The 20,953-nt window shown below is 66.3% G+C and carries 23 protein-coding genes and 3 pseudogenes; 17 read left to right on the forward strand and 9 right to left on the reverse strand.

Going from position 1 to position 20,953, the window contains the following annotated elements; translation table 11 throughout:
- A partial coding sequence (locus tag ON20_RS28475) for a sensor histidine kinase (RefSeq protein ID WP_040840731.1) occupies positions 1 to 601 on the forward strand: 601 nt, incomplete at its 5' end.
- A 91-nt stretch (positions 602 to 692) separates the two neighbouring features.
- Here ON20_RS28475 and ON20_RS33610 read toward each other — a convergent pair.
- On the reverse strand, positions 693 to 1,214 hold the full coding sequence (locus tag ON20_RS33610) for a DMT family transporter (protein WP_051163572.1): 522 nt from the start codon (positions 1,212 to 1,214) through the stop codon (positions 693 to 695).
- A 47-nt stretch (positions 1,215 to 1,261) separates the two neighbouring features.
- Positions 1,262 to 1,741 (reverse strand): DMT family transporter, encoded by a 480-nt coding sequence (locus ON20_RS33615; RefSeq protein WP_157229096.1) that lies wholly within the window; start codon positions 1,739 to 1,741, stop codon positions 1,262 to 1,264.
- Positions 1,742 to 2,037: 296 nt separating this feature from the next.
- On the opposite strand from ON20_RS33615, the gene ON20_RS28490 reads away from it, so the two are divergent.
- Positions 2,038 to 2,538: a flavin reductase family protein gene (locus ON20_RS28490; protein WP_040840733.1), complete on the forward strand. Its 501-nt coding sequence runs from the start codon at positions 2,038 to 2,040 to the stop codon at positions 2,536 to 2,538.
- Between the two features lie 90 nt (positions 2,539 to 2,628).
- Here the strand turns inward: ON20_RS28490 and ON20_RS28495 are convergent, their stop codons facing one another.
- Entirely contained in the window at positions 2,629 to 3,501 is an 873-nt protein-coding gene (locus ON20_RS28495) for an RNA polymerase sigma factor SigF (RefSeq protein ID WP_083865413.1), read from the reverse strand.
- 337 nt (positions 3,502 to 3,838) lie between these two features.
- On the opposite strand from ON20_RS28495, the gene ON20_RS28500 reads away from it, so the two are divergent.
- From ON20_RS28500 to ON20_RS28525, 5 genes are all read left to right on the forward strand, one after another.
- Positions 3,839 to 5,260 (forward strand): cytochrome ubiquinol oxidase subunit I, encoded by a 1,422-nt coding sequence (locus tag ON20_RS28500; protein ID WP_040840735.1) that lies wholly within the window; start codon positions 3,839 to 3,841, stop codon positions 5,258 to 5,260.
- A 3-nt stretch (positions 5,261 to 5,263) separates the two neighbouring features.
- Entirely contained in the window at positions 5,264 to 6,313 is a 1,050-nt protein-coding gene (locus ON20_RS28505; RefSeq protein WP_051163574.1) for a cytochrome d ubiquinol oxidase subunit II, read from the forward strand.
- A gap of 72 nt (positions 6,314 to 6,385) precedes the next feature.
- Positions 6,386 to 6,910 (forward strand): hypothetical protein, encoded by a 525-nt coding sequence (locus tag ON20_RS28510; RefSeq protein ID WP_040840737.1) that lies wholly within the window; start codon positions 6,386 to 6,388, stop codon positions 6,908 to 6,910.
- A 339-nt stretch (positions 6,911 to 7,249) separates the two neighbouring features.
- Positions 7,250 to 7,825, forward strand: a complete 576-nt coding sequence (locus ON20_RS28520; protein ID WP_245547547.1) for a copper chaperone PCu(A)C — start codon at positions 7,250 to 7,252, stop codon at positions 7,823 to 7,825.
- Positions 7,818 to 9,017, forward strand: coding sequence for a Dyp-type peroxidase (locus ON20_RS28525; RefSeq protein WP_040840743.1), 1,200 nt, complete (start codon positions 7,818 to 7,820; stop codon positions 9,015 to 9,017). The genes ON20_RS28520 and ON20_RS28525 overlap by 8 nt, the downstream gene beginning before the upstream one ends.
- Positions 9,018 to 9,202: 185 nt before the next feature.
- Here the strand turns inward: ON20_RS28525 and ON20_RS39440 are convergent.
- Positions 9,203 to 9,526 (reverse strand): annotated as a pseudogene (locus ON20_RS39440) (DUF6223 family protein); the annotation flags it as partial.
- 192 nt (positions 9,527 to 9,718) lie between these two features.
- Here ON20_RS39440 and ON20_RS28530 point away from each other — a divergent pair.
- From ON20_RS28530 to ON20_RS28550, 5 genes and pseudogenes are all read left to right on the forward strand, one after another.
- The gene (locus tag ON20_RS28530) at positions 9,719 to 10,801 is read left to right on the forward strand and encodes a sensor histidine kinase (protein ID WP_040840745.1); all 1,083 of its coding nucleotides are present in this window, start codon (positions 9,719 to 9,721) and stop codon (positions 10,799 to 10,801) included.
- Entirely contained in the window at positions 10,798 to 11,460 is a 663-nt protein-coding gene (locus ON20_RS28535; RefSeq protein ID WP_040840747.1) for a response regulator, read from the forward strand. The genes ON20_RS28530 and ON20_RS28535 overlap by 4 nt, the downstream gene beginning before the upstream one ends.
- A gap of 258 nt (positions 11,461 to 11,718) precedes the next feature.
- Positions 11,719 to 12,246: a nuclear transport factor 2 family protein gene (locus ON20_RS28540; protein WP_281032926.1), complete on the forward strand. Its 528-nt coding sequence runs from the start codon at positions 11,719 to 11,721 to the stop codon at positions 12,244 to 12,246.
- Positions 12,247 to 12,345: 99 nt separating this feature from the next.
- Positions 12,346 to 13,517: pseudogene (locus ON20_RS28545) on the forward strand (serine hydrolase domain-containing protein).
- Between the two features lie 62 nt (positions 13,518 to 13,579).
- Positions 13,580 to 14,425 carry a mycofactocin-coupled SDR family oxidoreductase gene (locus ON20_RS28550; RefSeq protein ID WP_245547549.1) on the forward strand — a complete coding sequence of 282 codons (846 nt, stop codon included), beginning with the start codon at positions 13,580 to 13,582 and terminating at the stop codon, positions 14,423 to 14,425.
- Positions 14,426 to 14,447: 22 nt separating this feature from the next.
- On the opposite strand, the gene ON20_RS28555 is transcribed toward ON20_RS28550, so the two are convergent.
- Both ON20_RS28555 and ON20_RS39445 read right to left on the reverse strand, forming a co-directional pair.
- Positions 14,448 to 14,999: an IclR family transcriptional regulator domain-containing protein gene (locus ON20_RS28555; RefSeq protein ID WP_245547551.1), complete on the reverse strand. Its 552-nt coding sequence runs from the start codon at positions 14,997 to 14,999 to the stop codon at positions 14,448 to 14,450.
- A gap of 72 nt (positions 15,000 to 15,071) precedes the next feature.
- A pseudogene (locus ON20_RS39445) lies at positions 15,072 to 15,245 on the reverse strand (helix-turn-helix domain-containing protein); the annotation flags it as partial.
- Between the two features lie 249 nt (positions 15,246 to 15,494).
- Here ON20_RS39445 and ON20_RS40180 point away from each other — a divergent pair.
- Genes ON20_RS40180 through ON20_RS28565 form a run of 3 tightly spaced genes read left to right on the forward strand, consistent with a single transcriptional unit; the run spans position 15,495 to position 17,015 of the window.
- Positions 15,495 to 16,121: a cupin domain-containing protein gene (locus ON20_RS40180; protein WP_040840752.1), complete on the forward strand. Its 627-nt coding sequence runs from the start codon at positions 15,495 to 15,497 to the stop codon at positions 16,119 to 16,121.
- The gene (locus ON20_RS41315) at positions 16,094 to 16,171 is read left to right on the forward strand and encodes a hypothetical protein (RefSeq protein ID WP_305080303.1); all 78 of its coding nucleotides are present in this window, start codon (positions 16,094 to 16,096) and stop codon (positions 16,169 to 16,171) included. The genes ON20_RS40180 and ON20_RS41315 overlap by 28 nt, the downstream gene beginning before the upstream one ends.
- Positions 16,155 to 17,015, forward strand: coding sequence for an SDR family NAD(P)-dependent oxidoreductase (locus ON20_RS28565; protein ID WP_083865407.1), 861 nt, complete (start codon positions 16,155 to 16,157; stop codon positions 17,013 to 17,015). The genes ON20_RS41315 and ON20_RS28565 overlap by 17 nt, the downstream gene beginning before the upstream one ends.
- A 46-nt stretch (positions 17,016 to 17,061) precedes the next feature.
- On the opposite strand, the gene ON20_RS28570 is transcribed toward ON20_RS28565, so the two are convergent.
- A complete protein-coding gene (locus ON20_RS28570; protein ID WP_040840754.1) occupies positions 17,062 to 18,837 on the reverse strand; it encodes a TerD family protein in 1,776 nt (591 codons plus the stop codon).
- A gap of 357 nt (positions 18,838 to 19,194) precedes the next feature.
- Here ON20_RS28570 and ON20_RS28575 point away from each other — a divergent pair, with 357 nt between their 5' ends.
- Positions 19,195 to 19,716, forward strand: a complete 522-nt coding sequence (locus tag ON20_RS28575) for a DUF2199 domain-containing protein (RefSeq protein WP_218002680.1) — start codon at positions 19,195 to 19,197, stop codon at positions 19,714 to 19,716.
- Positions 19,717 to 19,814: 98 nt separating this feature from the next.
- On the opposite strand, the gene ON20_RS40065 is transcribed toward ON20_RS28575, so the two are convergent.
- Entirely contained in the window at positions 19,815 to 19,940 is a 126-nt protein-coding gene (locus tag ON20_RS40065; RefSeq protein WP_281032927.1) for a hypothetical protein, read from the reverse strand.
- A 254-nt stretch (positions 19,941 to 20,194) separates the two neighbouring features.
- Complete coding sequence (locus ON20_RS28580; RefSeq protein WP_245547550.1) at positions 20,195 to 20,647, reverse strand: hypothetical protein; 453 nt, start codon at positions 20,645 to 20,647, stop codon at positions 20,195 to 20,197.
- A 111-nt stretch (positions 20,648 to 20,758) separates the two neighbouring features.
- Here ON20_RS28580 and ON20_RS38255 point away from each other — a divergent pair, with 111 nt between their 5' ends.
- The gene (locus ON20_RS38255) at positions 20,759 to 20,953 is read left to right on the forward strand and encodes a helix-turn-helix domain-containing protein (RefSeq protein WP_218002681.1); all 195 of its coding nucleotides are present in this window, start codon (positions 20,759 to 20,761) and stop codon (positions 20,951 to 20,953) included.

Below are 20,953 nucleotides of genomic sequence, written 5' to 3' on the forward strand. Positions count from 1 at the left end.
GGCGTTCCGGTGGTTGAACTACACCATCGAGACCGAACTGCTGATGAACGAGATCGCCGACTCGACGGGCCGCATCTCCACTCTGCTGGACGCCGCCAAGCAGTACTCCCAGATGGACCGGGCTCCGTTCCAGGTGGTGGACCTGCACGAACTGCTGGACAGTACGTTGGTGATGCTCAGCCGCAAGATCGGTGACTCGATCGATGTCGTCAAGGACTACGACCGCACGCTGCCCCCGGTGGCCTGCTATGCCGCCGAGCTGAACCAGGTGTGGACGAATCTGATCGACAACGCGGTATACGCGATGGAAGGCCGCGGTACGTTGACGATCGGCACCCGGCAGGGGAACGATTGCGCGGTCGTGGTGATCGCGGACACCGGACCCGGTATTCCGGCCGACGTGCAGAGCCGTATCTTCGAGCCGTTCTTCACCACCAAACCGGTCGGCGAGGGCACCGGGTTGGGTCTGGACATCTCGTTCCGGATCGTGGTGAACAAGCACAGCGGCGACATTCGAGTCGAATCGCGGCCGGGCGACACCCGGTTCACCGTATGGCTACCGCTTACCCGCCCCGAATCCGAAGGGGAAGAAGATCGGTGACCGTAGGAGACGGCCGCCCCGGCCGGGCACAGGGTTCGGCCATCCTGTTTCGGGAATGCGATGGTCGGGTCTGCCGGCGGGGTCGCCCCGGTCAGTAACCGGCCATGAGATAGACCCCCGCGACGATCATCACGCAGGCCGTCGCGCGGCGCGGGCTCACGGAGCGTTTCGGGAAGCCCATCAGCCCGAAATGGTCCAGGACCAGGGCGCCGGACATCTGGCCCGCGATGATGAGCGCGTTGAACGTACTGGCTCCGACGCTGGACGCCACGGAGATCATGGCCAGTACCGCCGCGCCGCCGAGCAGCCCGCCGAACGGTGCCCAGGCGGGCATGGACCGCAGGTCCGACAGCGCAGGCCGGGCTCGCCGGCGCGAGCCGGTTCGTCGGGAGGTGGCGATGAGGTAGATCGCGAGAAACACCGCGAAGCCGGTGAACGCCACGGCGTAGGAGACGACCCCGCACAGCCACACGTTCCCGAGCGCCAGCTTCAACGAATTCTGGCAGCCCGCCTCTACGGAGCGTAGGGCGCCGCCGATGAGAATGAAGACGAAGAGCAGTGCGGTGGTGGCGCGGGGCAGGGTGGCGGGGGCCTCGATGGTGGGAGTGGCCACGGTGTTCCTTCACGGAGAGTTCGGATGGTTCCTGACGCGGCCGCCGATCAGGTGACCGACGCTCCGCGTCCGCGGGAGTCGTCGGCCATCAGGTAGATCGCCGCGGTGATCAATACGCAGGCCAGTACGCGGGGGAGGGTGGCGTGCCGCTCTTCGAAGCCCATCAGTCCGAAATGGTCCAGGACCAGGGCGACGGCCATCTCACCGACGATCACCAGCGCGCTGAATGTCGCCACGCCGACATACCGGGCGACGGCGATCATGCCGATGACGGCCGCGCCGCCGAGCAATCCGCCGAACGGCGACCACCACGGCATGCTTCGTACATCGTCGAGATCCGGCCACGGTGTTCCGGACAAGATCAGGAAAATCGAAAAGCCGGTCAGCGCAACGGCATAGGAGATCACCGCGCACAGCCACATGTTCTTCACATGGTTCATCAGGGTGTTCTGGCAGCCGGCTTCTACGGATCGTAGTGCGCCGCCGGTGAGGACGAACAGAAACACGAGCCCCATCATGATCAACATGGGCAGCACATCCTCGACACGGCTGGGTGAATACCGACGCCCTTCGGCTGCAACCGAATTGGCGCCGAGGTGAAGTGACGCAGATAACGTACCACTGAACGACGGTACAATAAAGAGGTTGCTCGGATTCGCGTTTTCGCACCTTCGAGCCCTGTGACGAGGTTGTGCGGCAGCCGTACTCGCGTACTGTGGGCAGGCCGAGCGTTCGAACAGCGCGGCCCACGACCTTCGACGGCCCGGCACACCCGAGTAGTGCCGTGGCGGTGACCGACCGAGGGATCAGATCAGGAGGACCGATGCCGGACAAGGATGTTCACGACGCGTTCGATGCCGTTGTGGCCGGAGCGGACTACCCGATGTGGGTGCTCACCACGGCCGTCGAGGACCACCGTGCAGGGTGCCTGATCGGCTTCTGCACCCAGATCGGCATCCACCCCCGCCGGTTCCTGGTGGGGGTGTCCAAGAACAACCACACTTTCCGTGTGGTCTCTCGCGCAGCGCATCTCGCCCTTCATCTACTGCCTGCCCACGATATCGATTCGGCGCGGTTGTTCGGCAGCGAAACCGGCGACGACATCGACAAATTCGCCCACTGCGAATCGTTCGACGGCCCCTACGGCCTGCCCATCCTCACCGCCGCCGTGGGGTGGTTCGCCGCGGCGATCATCGAACGTCACGACTTCGGTGATCACACCGGACTGCTGCTCGAGCCCGTGGCGGCGAGCGCGCCCCCGGACTCGGCGGCAGTATTGCGATACCGTGACGTGGCCGACCTGCCGGCCGGTCACGAAGCCTGACCGGCCGCGCTGGAACGGCCCGGCAGGCGAGCCTGCGCCCACCCTTCGAAATCGCCCCCGGGGCGGATACCGGCGAGGGGGTACGCCCGCTTACGCGGCGGTGACCCTCTCCGGTGCCTTCTCCGCCAGAGCCTGTTCACGCAGCCGGGCCAGCGTCCTGGACAGGATCCGCGAGACCTGCATCTGGGACACTCCGAGGCGTTCGGCGATCTGGGTTTGGGTCAGGGAGTCGAAGAACCGCCACACCAGCACCTGGCGTTCCCGCTCCGGCAGCGCCGCGATGAGCGGGCGTACCGCCATCGCGTCCTCGAGCAGTCGATAGCAGACGTCCTCGCTGCCCATACGGGCCAACAGGGTCGGCGAGCCGTTGTCCTCGTCGTCACGAAGGACCGAATCCAAGGAGCTGCTGGTATGTCCGTTACCGGCGATGAGGGCCTGGGTGACCTGGGTGACCTCCACACCGAGCTCGGCGGCGATTTCCCGCGCGGTCGGCACGCGCCCGAGGCGATGGGACAATTCCTCGGTTACCGGGCCTATCCGCAGTTGCAGTTCCTTCAAGGCGCGCGGCACCCGCACCGCCCAGGTGCGGTCGCGGAAGTGGCGGCGCACCTCACCCATGATGGTCGGTACCGCGAAGGACAGGAACGACGAGCCGCGCGTGTGGTCGAAGCGGTCCACGGCCTGCACCAGACCCATCCGGGCGATCTGGAGGAGATCGTCGAACGCCTCGCCCCGGTTGGTGAAACGGCGCGCGATGTGCTCGGCCAACGGCAGGCACAGGTGCACGATCTCCTCCCGAACCTGCCGACGGTGCGGGTCCTCGGCATCGAGGGAATGCAGTTTGTCGAACCACGGTTCGACGTTGTCGTAACTGTCCCCGTGCCCGCCCCCGCGCCGGGCACCGGATTCTTGATGCGCGCGGGGCGAGCGGCGGTCGGTCAGAACGGATGTCGGCTCGTTCATCGAGGCCTCCTGGGGTCCATACAACTGTCTCTTGGCTCGACCTCACGGGAACTACCCGCCAATCCGTGATTCAAACGTTATGGCTACTTCGGGTCTCTGTCAGAGAGGTGCGGGCAGGTGGCGGAATATCTCATCGCCGCGCTCGCGTGCTCGGTCACCGATGTGCCACGCGGGGACGTCCTCCCTCCGGTGCCACCCGGTTCGGGGGATGATCGCGGAGGGCGACGGGCGAGGTCGACCGGTTGGCGCGGCGAAAGGGGATAACCGGGGAGGGCGCGGCGCACGGTGGCCGAGCGCGGACGTCCGGTCCGCGGCGGAATCGGAGGAAGGGGCTGTGATGGTGTCGAGCACGCTGGTCGCGCTCTACGCTGCGGCGGGGCAGGACCCGCCGGGCTTGTTGCCCGCCCGTCAGCAGATGGCGTTCTCGTTGGGCTGGCATATCGTATTGGCCTGCTTCGGGGTCGCGTTCCCGGCCATGATCTACGTCGTGCACCGCCGCGGCATCACCCGCGATGATTCGGTTGCCTTGGGACTGGCCAAGCGGTGGGCGACGGTGTCGGCGATCCTGTTCGCCATCGGCGCGGTTTCGGGGACGGTGCTCAGCTTCGAAATGGGTCTGCTGTGGCCGGGGCTGATGGGCCGCTACGGCGATGTGCTGGGTCTGCCGTTCGCCTTCGAAGGACTGTCGTTCTTCATCGAGGCCATCTTCCTCGGTATCTACCTGTACGGGTGGGGGCGTATGTCGCCGCGACGTCATCTCGCGATGCTCATCCCGATGGGGGCCGCCGGCGTGGTGGGTACGTTCTGTGTGGTCAGCGTCAACGCGTGGATGAACAACCCGACCGGGTTCCGGCTCGTCGACGGTGAGATCACCGAGGTGAACCCGTGGCGGGCGATGTTCAACGACGGGGTCTCTCTGCAGTTCGCGCATATGTGGGTGGGTGCGTTCATGCTGGTGGGGTTCGTGGTGGCCGGTGTGTATGCCGCCGGGTTGCTGCGGGACCGGCGTGACGACCATCACCGTCTGGGCTTCACGGTGCCGTTCGTTTTCGCGACCGTCGCTGCGCTGCTGCAACCCTTTGTCGGGCATGTCCTCGGAATGCGGGTGCACGATACGCAACCGTCGAAGCTGGCCGCGTTCGAACTGGCCACCACCACCGAGGGCTCGGCCCCGCTGCGCCTGGGCGGTGTGCTCGTGAACGGGGAGGTTCGCGGGGTCTTCGAGCTGCCACGTCTCGGCTCGATCATCGCCCGCAATTCGCTGACCGCACCCGTTCCCGGTCTGGATACGGTAGCCGTCGAAGACCGGCCGCCGGTCAACATCACCCACCTCGCCTTCCAGACCATGGTCGCCATCGGCACCCTGCTCGCGGTCATGGTGCTCGTCTTCTGGCTGCTGCGATGGCGACGCCGCGATCTGTCGACCCACCGTTGGTTCCTGTGGATGGCGGTTGCCGCCGGGCCTCTCGCGGTCCTCGCGCTCGAATGCGGCTGGGTCGCCACCGAGGTCGGCCGCCAACCGTGGACCGTATGGCAGGTGCTGCGCACCCGCGAGGCCGCGAGTACCAGCAGCGGCCTGTGGTGGAGCTACACCGGTGTCCTGCTGGTCTATATCGGGATGACGGTGGGCGCGATCGTCGTATTGCGTTCCATGGCGCGCCGTTGGCGTGCCGGCAGCGAAACCCTCCTCGCGCCTTACGGACCCGAGGTCTCACCTGTCGATCAGGCGCAGCTCGTACGCAGCGCCGGAGAGGAGTGACCGATGGAGCTGTCGGATGTGGTGGCGACGGCCATGTTCACCGGGGTGGTGCTGTATTCGCTGTTCGCCGGCGCGGACTTCGGCTCCGGGTTCTGGGATCTGACCGCGGGCGGAGCGCGGCGCGGCGGTCGCCTGCGGGTGCTGATCGATCACAGTATCGGCCCGGTGTGGGAGGCCAACCACGTCTGGCTGATCTACATCCTGGTGTTTCTGTGGACCGCCTATCCCCGGGTATTCGCCGCCGTCATGACCACCCTGTTCATCCCGATGAGCCTGGCCTTACTGGGAATCGTGTTGCGTGGGGCCAACTTCGCCTTCCGCAAGTACGCCGAGTCGATGGCCCAGGCGCGCCTGTTCGGCGCACTGTTCGCCGGGGCGTCGCTGATGACCCCGTTCTTCTTCGGCACCATCGTCGGCGCGATCGCCTCGGGGCGGGTGCCCCCGGAGGGATACGGCGACCGGGTGAGCTCGTGGGTGAACCCGACCTCGTTCCTCGGCGGCATCCTCGCCGTGGGGACCTCGGCCTTTCTGGCCGGCGTGTTCCTCACCGCCGACGCCGCCCGCGCCGGAGACCGTACGCTCGCGGAATACCTGCGCCCGCGCACCCTGGTCGTCGGGGGAGTGACCGGTGCGATCGCGATCATGGCAATCGCCCCCATTCGACACGACGCACCGACCCTCGGTGCCGGCCTGCTCGGTCGGGCCTTCCCCCTGATCGCGCTGTCCGCCGCCGCGGGGGCGCTCACCCTGACCCTGGTGTTCTTCCGCCGATTCGGCTGGGCCCGGGTCTTCGCCTTGGTCGCGGTCGCGGCGATCGTCGTCGGATGGGCGGTGGCCCAAACTCCCTGGATCCTGGTCGACCGGATGCTTATCGCCGATGCCGCCGGAGCGCGGTCCACGCTGGTTGCGCTGCTCGTGGTCGTCGGACTCGCCGCGGTGACGGTGCTGCCCGCCCTCGCCTACCTGTTCTGGCTCACCCAGACCGATGCCTGGGTCCGCGACGAGACCACGCCCGGGGATCTCGTTGGGGCCGGCGACACCCGGGGTCGGTGATGAATGCCGGCCCCGGGTTCCGCGCGGACCCGCCCCGATCAGATCTCCGACATCGGGTAGTAGTATGGGCGCGTGCGGTCCCCGGCAGATGTTGCGGCACGAATTCGTGGTGCCTTCGTCGGATCCGCCGCAGGCGCGGTGAGTATCGCCGCACACGGTATCGGCGGCGCGAGTATGCCGCCGGACCACACCGCCATTGCTTTGCTGATCGCCGCGTGTACCGCGACCGGCGCCCTCTCCGGCTCGTTGCGCACCCGGCACGGTATCGCCGAGGTGATGGTGATGCTCGTCTTCGGACAGGCGCTCGGGCACACCGCCCTATCGGTTTCCGAACACGGGCACGAACACTCCGCGACGGCGCTCATGCTCGTCGCTCACCTCGTGGCCGTCCTCGTCGGGGCGCTGCTGATCCACGGCGTCGAACTGGCGATGCGATACATCCTCGCGAGTATGCGAGGTGTGCTTCTCGCGCTCGACCCTGTGCTTCCCGTGCCGGACGGGCTCATTCGTCCGGTCGTACGGACGACGGTGCCGAGGCGACTGCCCATCCTGGTGAGTTCGGGAATCGGTAGGCGCGGACCGCCGCTGCCCCGGTGACACCCCGTCCCCTTCACCGTTCGTCGTAGCGACGCGAATACCGGTGCGCCGGTCGCGCTCCCCGCCGAGTGGCATTCGACCGTGACAGCCGTCCCGATACGCGACACCCATACCGCGGACCGGCGAGGCAGCACCGGGCCACCGGCTTCCACCGTGGTCCGCACCGTCATCGGTACTCGTGCTCGGCCCAGAGCACGTATCGGATGATATCCATCGGTTCCCCATGCCTCGGCAGGCGACGCTCGGGCCACTCCGCGGTGCGATCGGCTCGCACCCCGGACACGACCCGAACCCGCTCCGGCGCGGTGAATTCCTCTTCTTCTCTCGAACGGAGTTCGTGTGTCCACCCCAACCATTCCCACCCCGCCGACCTCCGGCGTGTCCCGCGCCGCGCGCATGGTCCGCGCCGCGACCGTGGCGCTGTCGATACTGGTGCTGCCGATCGCCTGCGCGAACCCGGACCCGGACGTGAGCGCGGCCGAGTCGATCATCGTGCACGACCAATGGGTCAAGGCGGCCGAGGGCGGGATGTCCGCGGCCTTCGCGGAGATCACCAACGACGGTGACCGCGATATCGTCCTGGTCTCGGCGACCAGCGCGGCATCGGCCCGTATGGAACTACACGAGACGGTGACCGATCCGGCCGGTGCCAAGACCATGCGCCCCAAGGAAGGCGGTTTCACGATCGCGGCCGGTCAGACGCTCACCCTCGCGCCCGGCAACGACCACCTGATGTTCATCGACCTGAAGGAGCCGTTGCGCACCGGCTCGAACACCTCGATCGAACTTCACTTCGCCGACGGTTCCACCACGTCGTTCACCGCGAGGGTCCGGGACTTCCCCGGCGCGCAGGAGAACTACAACCCCGGCACCGGAGGCCATGAGCCCCACGCACCCTCAACCCACGATGGCTGAGCAGCGCGCGGGTCGGCTCACCCGGCGGCGGCTTCTCGGGGGAGGGGTCGCCGCCGCGGGGGTGGTCGGCGCGGCGGGCGCGGGGTGGACCGCCGCCGACCTTCGCCACGCCCCGTCCGAGACGGCGACCGCCACCGAATCGTTCTACGGCATCCATCAGGCCGGTATCGCCACCCCGCCCCAGGCGTATACCGCGTTCGTCGGGCTGGATCTGCGGCCGGACACCGATCGTGACGATCTGGTCGGTCTGCTCGGCATCTGGACCGAGGACGCCGCGCGCCTCACCCAGGGCCGGCCCGCGCTCGCCGATACCGAGCCGGAACTGGCGGCCCGCCCGGCGCGGCTCACCGTCACCGTGGGGTTCGGCCCTCGGATATTCGCGACGGTCGCGCCGGCGCAGCGCGGACCCGCCTGGTTGCGCCCGCTGCCGGCATTCGAGATCGACCGGCTGCGACCGGAGTTCAGCGGCGGTGACCTGCTGCTGCAGATCTGTGCCGACGAGCCGACCACCGTCGCACACGCGGTGCGGGTGCTGTGTCGCAGTATCACCTCGCTGGTCACCGTCCGCTGGGTGCAGCGCGGGTTTCGCGATGCCGCCGCCGGTGCCACTCCACGCAATCTCATGGGCCAGGTCGACGGCACCGTCAATATCGACCCGGACAGCGCCGACTTCGATCGGCTCGTCTGGGACGACGGCGGCCGGCAGCCATGGTTGGCCGGCGGCACCTCGCTGGTACTGCGCCGAATCGCGATGAACCTGGACACCTGGGACGAGCTCGATACCGAAGGCCGCGAACTCTCGGTAGGGCGCACCCTGTCCAACGGCGCACCGCTGACCGGCACCCACGAGCACGACGAACCCGATTTCACGGCCGTCGACACCAACGGTATTCCGGTCATCCCGCCCTCGGCGCATATCGCACGCGCCCACCACACCCATGACGGTGAGCGGTTCCTGCGTCGGGCGTACAACTACGACGACGCACCCGAGCCGGGGCAGATATCGAACTCGGGACTGTTGTTCGCGGCCTACCAGCGCGATATCGATGTCCAGTTCCTGCCGGTGCAGCGCAGACTGGCCGAGTTCGACGCGCTCAACGTGTGGACGACCCCGATCGGTTCGGCGGTGTTCGTCATCCCGCCGGGCACCGAGCCGGGCGGGTTCGTCGGCGAAACGCTTTTCGCCGACTGAGCTCGTTCGAGACCGGGGAGTGTCGGTGATGTTCCCCGCTCCACGAAGCGGGGAACATCACCTGCGGACCAGCGAATTCGTGGTGTGGACTGTAGTCGGCTCTCGGTAATCTCAGTAAGTCCGTTCTCGGCCGGCGGCAAGCATCGACACCAACCGTCCAGCGGTCGGTCGGGCCGCAGGCTCCTCTTCAAGACGACCGCGCCGAGGGCGGCGGCGATCAGCCCGACGGCCAGGGCCAGGAAGCCGCCGACGATGCCGTACCCGGTGCCGGGTCCGGCCTCGGCGGCGACCACGACCAGCCCGCCTATCCCCAGGCCGACCACCCCGGCCACCAGCGCGGTGACCGCGGAACGGCGTCCGGCGCCGCGGATGAGGGCGCGGACGCCGACGACGACACCGACCAGTCCCACGGCCACACCCACCAGGGACCAGAAACGCCCGGCGGTCAGCCCGGAGGAGCCTGACCGGGCCAGCACCTCCGAGGCGGCGAGTAGGTGACGAACGGACATGACGTGCTCCTTCTCCAACGACTGGGACGAGGAATATCCTCTCCGTCGGACCGGCCCTGATCGTCGTGCGCACGCAGACACTTCACGCTACTGCCGGGGGCGTAGAAACCCGCCGGGGTACCGCGTCTGCGGTAGACGGTGATCACCCCCGTGCACGACTTCCCCGCACGGATATCGGGCTAGGGTGCACCCATGGAACGGCTTCGGGACTGGGCGATCGCCGCGGGCATCGCGGTGTTTCAGCTCGTCTCCGGGTTGTCCGGGCCTCCGGTCGGGTGGGTGCTGCTGGTCGCCGGCGGGCTGTCGTTGTCCGCCGCCCGTCGGGTGCCGGTCGCGGTGCTGGCGGTGACGGGGTCGACCGCGTTGGCGTACCAGGCCCTCGGGGTGGATGTCCCCGCGGTCGCGTTCCTGTTCGCCGTGTACACGGCATTCCGGGCGGGGCACCGGGTGGCGGCTGTGGCGGGGTCGGTGGTCATGGTGCTCGTTATGCCCTTCGCGTTACTGGCTTCGCCGCGCGGGCTGCTCGTGGGTGAGGCGTTCGTGCAGACCCGGGACGTCCTGCAACTGGCGTGGCTGGTCGCCGCGTGCGCGGCGGGCGAAGCGGTGCGGCAGGCCGAGCGGCGGGCCGACGAGGCCGAACGTACCCGGGAGGAGGCCGCGCGGCGCCGAGCCGACGAGGAGCGGCTGCACATCGCGCGGGAACTGCACGACTCGCTGACCCATCAGATTTCGGTGATCAAGGTGCAGGCCGAGGCGGCCGTCCACCTGGCCCGCCGGCGCGGCGAACAGGTGCCCGAGGCGTTGTCGGCGATCCTGGAGGCCGGGCGCGAGGCGTCCCGGGAGCTACGGGCCACCCTGGAGGCCTTGCGCGACGACGGCGAACCGTCGCACGGGCTCGACCACGTACCGGACCTGGTGGAACGGGTCCGCACGACCGGTCTGGACGCGAAGTTGACGGTCGGGGGACGGCGCGGCGCTCTGCCGGCGGCCGTGGACCGGACCGCCTATCGGATCGTCCAGGAGTCACTGACCAACATCACCCGGCACGCCGCCGCCGATACCGCGTCGGTCCACATCGACTACCGCCCCGACGCCCTGGTGATTCGGGTGGACGACGACGGCCGCGCCGCGCCGGACACCACGCCTGTGTCGGGTGTGGGGCTGCTCGGGATGCACGAACGGGTCACCGCCCTCGGCGGCCGGTTGCATGCCGCGCCCCGCAGCGGAGGCGGGTTCACCGTCCAGGCCGAGCTGCCTGTGGAGCGGACGCCGTGATCCGCGTTCTGCTGGTGGACGACCAGCCGCTGATACGCAGCGGTTTCCGCGCACTGCTCGACGCGGAGGACGATATCGAGGTGGTGGCCGAGGCCGGTGAGGGCGCGTGTGGCGTCGAACTGGCACGTGCACACCTGCCCGACGTCGCGCTGGTGGACATCCGGATGCCCATCGTGGACGGCATCGAGGCGACCCGGCGCATCGCCGTCGATCCGGCCCTGGCCGGGGTGCACGTGGTGATCCTGACCAACTACGGCCTGGACGAGCACGTCTTCAACGCTCTGCGCGCGGGCGCGGCCGGGTTCCTGGTCAAGGACATCCACCCGGAGGACTTCCTGCACGCCGTCCGGGTCGCGGCCCGCGGTGACGCGCTGCTCGCGCCGTCGATCACGCGCAAGCTGATCAACCGGTACGTCAGCCGGCCGCCGGTTCCCGGCGAGGCTTCCGGTCTGGCCGAGCTGACCAACCGTGAGCGGGAGGTGGTCACCCTGGTCGCGCGGGGCCTGTCGAGCGACGAGATCGCCGACCACTTGGTGATCAGCCCGCTGACCGCCAAGACCCACATCAACCGGGCGATGGCCAAGCTCCACGCCCGCGACCGCGCCCAATTGGTCGTCCTGGCCTACGAATCCGGCCTCGTGACTCCGCGTCGAGTCTGACCTTCCCCACCTGGCATGGCCGTCCGCGGTGCGAGATGCGTTCTCCAACCGGATCGTGGCTGCAGGCGGTGACCATGAACGCGTCCTTGTGCTCGTACCGATCGGGGCCGTCGCTGCTCGTCGCGTTGCCGGGCACCTCGAATGTAGTCCATTGCGGTTGTCGCAAGCGGTACCTGGACTCACAGCACGGACACCAGACGCGTTGACAGGCGGTTTCCTTGCGTGAAAGTGTGTCAAAAACGCACGAGTGTGCGTTCTGTGAACCCGCAAGGAGTCTGGGCTTTGTCGCAGCTGGAAGATCGATTGGATATTCACGAATGCCTGTACCGGTATGCCCGCGCTGTGGATCGCCTCGACTACGAGGCCATAGCGGAGTGCTACTTCGACGATGCCATTGATACACACGCCGGCTACGTCGGTGACGCTGCCGGCCTCGTCGAGGACATTCGTACTCGGCATGCGTCGATTGATTCTGCGCAGCACTTCGTGACGAATGTCCTCATCGAGTTCGATGGGCCCGACCGCGCGCACGTCGAGTCGTACTGCCTGGCCTTTTTGCGTCGGAAGTCGGCGGAGGGCGATGACTCTCAAATCGAGTTCGTCTCTCGGTGTCGTTACGTCGACCGCTTCGAGCGGCGCGAGGCCCGATGGGCGATCGCTGATCGAGTGGTGGTCTTCGACGAGACGGTCGAGCAGCGGGTGGTGGACACGCGTCCACCGTCCTGGATCGCCTCGCGTCGCGACCGGACGGATCCGGTCTATACCTGGGGCCGCGGTGAGAGGTGACCCGGGTGGTCGTAGGTGGGTTGACGGCCGCAGCCTGCTAGGCAATAGTGTGGCACACATTACCGCACAAGTGAGCGCAGAACGCACAGAGGAATTTGCATGACTGTAGAAGGCGTGTGGCACGACCGGTTCTCGGGACTGGCGGACATCCTGCAGAAGAGCATCGAAACCGGGGATGACGTCGGTGCATCCGTTGCCGTGACACTCGACGGGCAGCCGGTCGTCGATCTGTGGGTGGATGGGTCGATGAGCAACGGACCGAGCCGTGGAAACGTGACACGATCTTGAATGTCTGGTCGAACACGAAGACGGTTACGGCTTTGGCGGCCCTTGTTCTCGTCGATCGCGGCGAACTGGATCTCTTTGCGCCGGTGGCGAAGTACTGGCCGGAGTTCGCGGCGAACGGGAAGGAGGGCGTCGAGGTCCGGTACATCTAGTCGCACACGTCCGGTGTCGCGGGCTGGGATCTCCCGGTCACGATGGATGGTGTCTACGACCCGGAGATCTCGGTGGCGAAACTGGCTGCGCAGGCGCCGTGGTGGGAACCGGGAACGTCAGGCGCCTATCACGCACTCAGCATCGGTCACCTCGTGCACGAGCTGGTGCGGCGAGTCACGGGATCGACTCTCGGCCAGTTCGTAGCCCGGGAGATCGCAGGACCGTTGGGCGCCGATTTCCACATCGGCCTGGACCGCTCCGAGGACCACCGGTTGTCGTACCTCATCCTTCCCCCGCAGGAGGAGTCGTTCGACGCTGAATTGGTCGAGCTGGACAAAGACAGCGTCGGCTACAAACTGACAGCAGCCGGATTGGCCACCGATCCGAGGACTGCGTGGGAGGAGCGGTGGCGGCGGTCGGAGATTTGCAGCGCCGGCAACGGCCAGGGCAATGCCCGCTCTCTCGCCACCATCCAGTCGATCGTCTCTCACGGCGAATACAACGGCGTCCGACTGCTTTCGGAGAAGACGTGCGATCTCATCTTCCACGAGCACTACAAGGGAGTCGACCAGTATCTGGGACTGCCCATCCGATGGGGGGTCGGATATGCACTGTCCTACCCGGAGGTCTTCCCGTATCTGCCCGACGGCAGGATTTGTTTCTGGGCCGGGTGGGGCGGTTCGATGGTCATCAACGATCTCGACCGTCGAATGACGATCGCCTACGTCATGAACCAGATGGAATCCGGGGTGCTCGGTACCTACCGCGGAATTGTCGGTGGGGTTCGAAGCGAAGCGCTGATCCGCGAGGTCTATGCAGCCCTCGATCGATGAACCGATCTTCACAGCGCACCTGTGATAGGCCGTCTCGCCCGGCGGCAGAATGCGAGAACCAGATGGGCCGATTCGAAGGCAAAGTAGCAGTCATCACCGGTGGTGCCCGTGGTCAAGGGCGCTCCCACGCCCTGGCCCTCGCGCGCGAGGGGGCCGACGTCGTCGTGGCCGACGTCCCCGCCCCGATTGCGTCGGTGCCGTATCCGCTCGCGACATCCGATGACCTGGCGGAGACGGTCGCGATGGTCGAGGAAGTCGGCGTCCGTGCTGTCGGCATTCCCACAGACGTGCGCAAGTCGGCCGACATCGATGCGGTGATTGCGACCGCGATCTCGGAATTCGGAAAGATCGACGTGCTCGTGGCCAACGCGGGCATCGTCTCGTACAGTCCGCTGATCGACATGGACGACGATACGTGGCTGGACATGATCAACGTCAACTTGACGGGTGTGGCGTGGACCATCCGGGCAGCGCTGCCGCATATGGCCGACAGGTCGTATGGGCGGATCGTCGTCACCGCTTCACAGGCGGCGCGCCGTGGAATGCCGAACCTTGCTCATTACTGCTCGGCGAAATGGGGTCTTCTCGGCCTGGTGAAGACCGTTGCCCTCGAGATGGCCCCGCATCTGGGCGTCACCTGCAATGCGGTGCTACCCGGCGGCGTCGATACTCCGATGATGCGCAACGATGCCGTCTGCCGAGTCTTTGCGCCCGACTGGACGCACCGACGGTCCAGGATCTCGAGGAACGGCTCCGTGCGTTCAATCCGATGCCGACGGCGTGGATCGAGCCCGCAGATATCTCCCACACTGTGCTCTACCTGCTCAGCGATGAAGCACGTTATGTCTCCGGGACAGCGGTCGACGTCGCTGCAGCCCACAATGCCGGTTAACAGGCTCGAGCCGTAGGGCGCCGACATAAGTCGGACTCCTACGGTTCTGCCGGGCTGCCCGCGTGCCGACCGGTTCGGAGGTCTGCCTCGATTTCGGTGGCCGTCGCTTTCAGTCGCAGCAGCAAATCTCCGCTGAGAGCGGAGAGGCTGACCGTCGCGGCCGTGACACCGATGGAGATCGCCGCAATAACCTTACCGGCCTTGTCGTGGACCGGAACGGCAACGGTCCGAAGATCGATTGCGAGTTCCTGGTCGCCGATGGCATATCCGTGGTGGGCGACCTGCTCGAGCTCGAGTCGAAGTGTTGCTTCGTCGACAATGGTGCGATCGGTCTGCTTGACGAGTTCGACCCTGGAAAAGTACGCATCGATATCGTCTGGCGGCAGCGCCGCGAGCAGCACTCGTCCCACCGGACTTGCATAGGCCGGCACACGGGTGCCGAACCCCACTTGTACGGCGACGAGCTTCTTCGCCTGCACGCCGGCGACATAGACGATTTCATCGCCGTCGAGGACGAACGCCATCGAAGTTTCCGAGATCTCGCGCGTCAACGCTTCGAGATGCGGCTGGATCACGTCGGGAAACGACACTGCGTCGAGGTAGGGCTGAGCCAGTTCGAGTACACGAGGCCGAAGGTAGAACCTGCTGCCGTCTACTCCCACGTATCCGAGTGCGACCAGCGTGTGCAAGAACCGTCGCGCCGCTGCCCGATCGATCTGCACTTCGCGCGCGACATCGGAGATGGTCAGCTGAGCACGTCCCTCACCGAAACAACGCAGGACCGCAAGACCCCTGTCCAATGCCTGGACGTAGGGGCCGTTGCCTTCTCGTGCCATCGCTTCATCCTAATCTCTTTGCCAACACCCTATCCCGTGCCGAAATGATCGACACGTCGCCGCTGACGAGGCGCGATCAGCATGCCACACCTATGTGCGTATTGCGCATGAGGGCGCGGCTCGCGCACGGTGTATTCACGGGTGGCTTCTCGATCGACCCCTGGCTTATTGACGCCCCAGAAGTGTCATGACACACTCTGTATGTGCGTTTAACGCACATATGAGCGATTAACGCACGGGGGGTGTGAGGTGACCGCGACGGTGTGGAAGTCCGGCCGGGACGCTGACAGCCCCATGGACATCAAGACCGGTTTGACCAGAAAAGACGAGGGAGAGTGGGTGTCCGGAACCGTTCCCGGCGCTGCCTACCGTGACCTCGGACTCGGCGCCAACTGTGATGGCCTCCTCAGCGCCCATCACGTGAAGTACGACGCAAAGGCGAGAGCTACCACCGACTGGCAGTTCCACGACGCCGACTTCCACTGGTTCTTCGTGCTGTCGGGCGAAATCGCAATTGCCAACGAGGACGGCGAGGAAGTCACCCTCGGCCGCGGCGGCTCTGCTTACCACCCTCCTTACTGGCGGCACCGCATCGTCTCCGCGACACTCGACTTCGAGGCGTACGAGGTCTTCGGTCCGGCCGAATACTCGACGACCACAGGCGAGGACGCATTGAAACCTGCTGAGGCCGAACAGTTTTCACACCTATCGGCGGTCTATACCGCTGAAGCACCCGAGTCGTACGTGCGGGGAGACGGCCCCCGGGCGTGGTCTCTGTACCGCGATCTCGGGACGCGCATCCCGACCGATGGTCGCATCCACGAGAAATCGCGTTCGGCGTACTGTTCCTGGCTTCTGACGAGGCGAGCTTCCTGACCGGCCACGACCTCGTGATGAGCGGAGGACAAGGTGAAGTCGCCTTCTGAGCACGAGCTGGCCCCGGGACCCGCTCTGTCCCTTCGCGGCAGGACCGCCGTGGTCGCCGGAGCAGGACGGGGGATCGGTGCTTCCGTCGCGACCACATTGGCGTCGGCAGGTGCGACCGTCGCCGTGGTCGAGATGGTCGCGGCACGCGCTGCCGAGACGGTTGCCGCCATTGAGGAAACAGGCGGCATTGCCTTCCCCGTGGTCGCAGATCTCACCGATTCCGAGTCCGTCCGAACCGTCGTAACGACCGTGCTCGAAAAAACCACCGGCATCGACATCCTGGCAAACGTAGCGGGAGGATCGTGGCCGTATGTCCCTTACCGGCGTCTGCACGAGGTCCCCGACACCGACTGGGCGACCATCCAGGACATCAACCTCACCTACGTCTACCGGCTCACCGCCGATGTGCTCGGGCACATGATCGATACCGGGCGTCAGGGCGCGATTGTGCATGTCACATCGATCGCCGGAGTCCTGAGCTCACCGCATGCGGCCGTCTACGGTGCGGCGAAGTCGGCCGTAATGTCACTGCCGCGCTCATTGGCACAGGAGTACGGGCCCGAAGGTATCAGGGTGAACGCTGTGGCTCCCGGGCGGATCGCTACGCCCGCGACGACATCACCTGACGGAGAACAGGTCGACTTCACACAGAGTATCCCTCTCCGCGCATTGGGCGAGCCTCGGGATATAGCGGACGCGGTCCTGTTTCTGGCATCTGACCGGGCCGGATACATCACAGGCCAGACCCTGCTGGTCGACGGTGACGCCTCCTCGACCCCCGGTCTGGTTCCGACCGGCGGCGTGCCGCTTCCTCGGAATGACCGCGCGGGCGGATTGCGTTAGAGCCTTCCGTCAACCCAGGGATTGCTGCACGGATAGGTTATGTAGGTCACTCCGCCGCGATGTCGACCCCGTACGAGCGGGCGAGTTCGGGGAGTCCGGACGGGTATCCCTGACCTATCGCCCGTAGGCGCCACATATCTTCACGCAGGTAGATCTCGGCGAGCAGCAGAGTGCGCTCTTCGGTAGCGGCGTCGAGCGTCGCGCGCGCGAAAACACCCGACTGGTTGCCGGCGCCGATCTCGAGCTCGATCGCGCCCACCGCCCCGAACGTTGTTCCGGCTCCGTCGATCGCGGCCGCGAGCGCGACCCGCACGCATCCTTGCGCAAGCTGGTCGAGGGTGAGCTCCACGGACTGCTCGCTGGGCCCGTCGGTGGTCAGTCGCAGGCCGTCGGTGGCGGGGTGGTTGTAGAAGACGAAATCAGAGTCCGCGCCGACCTTTTCGCGGCTGTCGAGAAGGAATCCCACGACGTCGACCTCGTACGATTCGCTATAGCTCCACGACACCCGTACTGACCACTCCTCGCCCAGCAGCTTCACCGGCAGGTCGATCACCTGGCCGCGGCTCATAATATGCGGGTCGGCGATTTCGGGTGCAGGGGTTGGCGGCGACGGAATGCGGGGTGCATCCAGCAGTTCCGGCCCATGCACGGGAATGTCGTGTTCGGTTGCCCAGCGCAGTCGGGGGTCGGTCTGCGCGTCGGCCAGTGCAAGGACGTCGGACACGTTCGCCGACATGTTCACCGCCGCCGAGCCGCCGAGTTCGGTGATCCGCCTCCTGGCCTCGGCCGCCACCGGGTGCGGCCCGCCGAGCACCAAGACTCGCCGCCCGGCCAAGGGACCGCTTCGTTCGGCGGGTCCGCGCCGGCCGGCCTTCGCACCGGCCGGCGAGGTGCCTTTGGTCGTCCCGGTCCGAACGCGTTCGAGCAGGCTCAGGAAGTCTGCTTCGGTGCGGACCGGGGTGCCGTGCCTGCGCGCCGCACCGGCCTTGCCGGTGGAGGCGTGCGGCGTATTCGTCACCAGGATGCTCGTCCGGCCGCTGACCGAACCCGTGACGTCCAGCCCCGCGGCCACGGCGCGGGCTATCAGCTCCGCACGATCGAGGAGGGTGTCGCCGGTGAAGGCGACCTTCATCCCTTGGACCAGAAGACCGTTGTCGTCGAGGCGCCCGGGATACTCGAACGCGCATACCGTCTTCGGTGTGGTACTCGGTCGTCTCCGGGTGCGGGGACGGGTATCCGGTGAACATGCCAGTAAGGGAAGCGTTATACCGAGCCCGGCCGCATCGGTGATCAACGACCGCAGTACCGCCGCGAGCACCTGTGCATCGTCGAGGGCATCGTGTGCGCGCTGTTGCCGGACACCGTAATACGTTGCCAGAGTGGACAACCGACAGTCCGGCACCGGGAGGGCGACGCGGCGTGCGAGAGCCAGCGTGCACAGTCTGTGGCCGATCGGTGGCGCCACCCCGATGCGGTCGAATTCTCCCGCAAGGAAGTCGTAGTCGAACCGGGCGTTGTGGGCGACCATGACCCGACCCGCCAGCAGTTCGGTCAACTCTTCCTCGATATGCTCGAAACGCGGCGCACCGTTCAGCAGTTCACGGGTCAGGCCATGGATATGGACCGGTCCGGGATCACATCCGGGATCGATGAGGGTATGGAACTCCCGGGCGACGGCGCCATCGCCGTCCAAGGTCAGTGCGGCGATCGATAACACCCGGTGGTCGGCAGCGCTGAGCCCCGAGGTCTCGACATCGACGACGGTAAAAGAGCCGAATCCGAACCCAGGTGTCGCCGCGGAGACTGTCGAATCGTATTGCATGCCAGAGGAATTGTAGACGAGTCGGTATATGTTGCGATCCGACCGAGCGTGTTCGAGTACTTTCGGTCAGCGCTATCACAGGTGGAAGCCCAGGATTCGGCGTCGGCGAGCGTGCAGGCGATTCGGTGCGTCGACCGGGAGCTCCGGGACTGGACCAAGCCGCCATGGAGATCGAAAGCACCACTTCTGTTGCTCGGTTGCCCGGCCCGGCTGCACTGAAGCTCTCCGTAATCCTGGACGCCGGTCGAGTACGCCCGGCCAACGCCCTCGAGCGCCTCAACTCGGTATTCTCGGAACCTGGCCAAGGCGTTGTAATGCCGAGAAGCACGCACGCGATGCAGCCGATACGCTTCCGTCGTGATAGATGGTTCCACTTTCGTCTGCTCATGCTGTGCGGAACCGCATGATGGACCACCCTTCGGCTATGGGACACGCGCGCCCGCGTACTGGAACGCCGACCTCGCGGATCGGCCGGGCAGCATGCTCGGAGAAGAACAGTGCGTGATCGCGGGAACGCACTTCTTCGCGCGGGCACGTCTCGTCCTGCCGATCACCGACACCGGCGACGAGTTCGACTGGGGCGTCCGGGTTTCCGTCAGCGAGCAGAACTTCGATCGGATATCGGCCGTGTGGGAGAAACCCGAAAGAGTCGAAGAACCACCGTATTTCGGATGGTTGGCCACAGAACTGCCCCTGTATGAACCGACAACCTTGAATCTGAAGACCCACTTGCGTACCCAGAGTGTCGGGAGTCGGCCACTCGTGGAGCTGGAGCCCACCGATCACCCCCTGGCCGTCGAACAGCGAACCGGCATCACGTTGGCCCGTGTCCAATCGATCGCTGAACAACTCCTGCACGCCGACCCGCTGACCGAGTAAACCGCGAACATCCCTTCTGCCGCGTTGTGCGCGGTCCGAAGCGGCCACGGGCTGATGTCAAGAACGATCATGACGTCAGGATTCGTCGATGAACGACGTCACTGTCCACCGATGTAGCCGAACTCGACGGTCGCGTCGCCGACGAACCAGCGCTCGGAGAGGCCTCGGTCGGTCAGCGGCACGCCGATGTTCTTGAAGTCATCGCCGAGCGAGGTAGCAACCATCTGGTAGTCCCGTACCGGCCGACATTGATTCCACGGCAGAAAACAGGCTTTCGGCCAGGTTCAGAACCTCCTCCAGAGGTCGATGGCCGGTCTTCCGAGTGCACGCACAGCAGATCGATATCGCTGAGCAGTTTCGCCTCGCCGGCCGTAGTGTGGCGAAGCCGGGCTTGCCGCGGGCCGGCGATCCGCCGCCCACCTGTTCCGCACCACCCAGCGACTCACCGGCCCACAAGCCGATGGGAAGGCCTTACCCTCTACGGCATCCTCCGCGAAATCCAGCGCGCACTCGCCATCCGGATCGGCACCTGCCCCTCTGCCACCACACCTTCCCGACCTGACAAAGTCCTACTAGTGGGTGCGCCCGTTAGTTCGTCGGGGGTTGCCAGGCGGTGGGTCGTTGAGGTAGAGGCCGAAGCGCAGTCGAGGGCTTCGGCGGATGTTCCGGCGGGCAGGCCACTGGGCAGCACAGAGTCGTGATAGGTGTCTCGGCCGGCGAGGTAGATGGCGAATCTCCAGGTTGTGGCATATCCGGTGTATCGCAGCCGCATCAGCGGCATGCGGGTCCCGTTGCCCAGTTCGCCGGTGACGTAGGCGAAGGCGCCGTGGTAGCGCACATGCAGGCGGGCCAGTTGAGGCCGGCGGTCCGCGGCGTGGGCGGCCAGTCGCTGCCGCAGCGAGGTCTTGGTCGGTTCCGGCGGTGCAGCCATGCGTGTGACCCTGCCACGAACAAGCTTTCGGCGTGGCTACCCGGTTCCGCGTGCCCGGTCGGGCAGAGTTTCTCAATCCGTAACCAGGTTGAGGGACAAGGGAATATCGTTGTGCTGCCACGCAGTCCGTATGTTGTCGTCCCGACCGCTGCGCAGCGGTCGCAGCCGGAAACGATCACCCGCCGGTCCTCGGTGCCGTATCGGACGGTACTGCGGGCACGAATCGTGCTCGCAGCTGCGGACGGGGAATCGAACACCGATATCGCCCGTGCCCTCGGCATCAACGCCGACACTGCCCGAAAATGA

The sequence above is a fragment of the Nocardia brevicatena NBRC 12119 genome (genome assembly GCF_000308495.1).
Taxonomy (GTDB): domain Bacteria; phylum Actinomycetota; class Actinomycetes; order Mycobacteriales; family Mycobacteriaceae; genus Nocardia; species Nocardia brevicatena.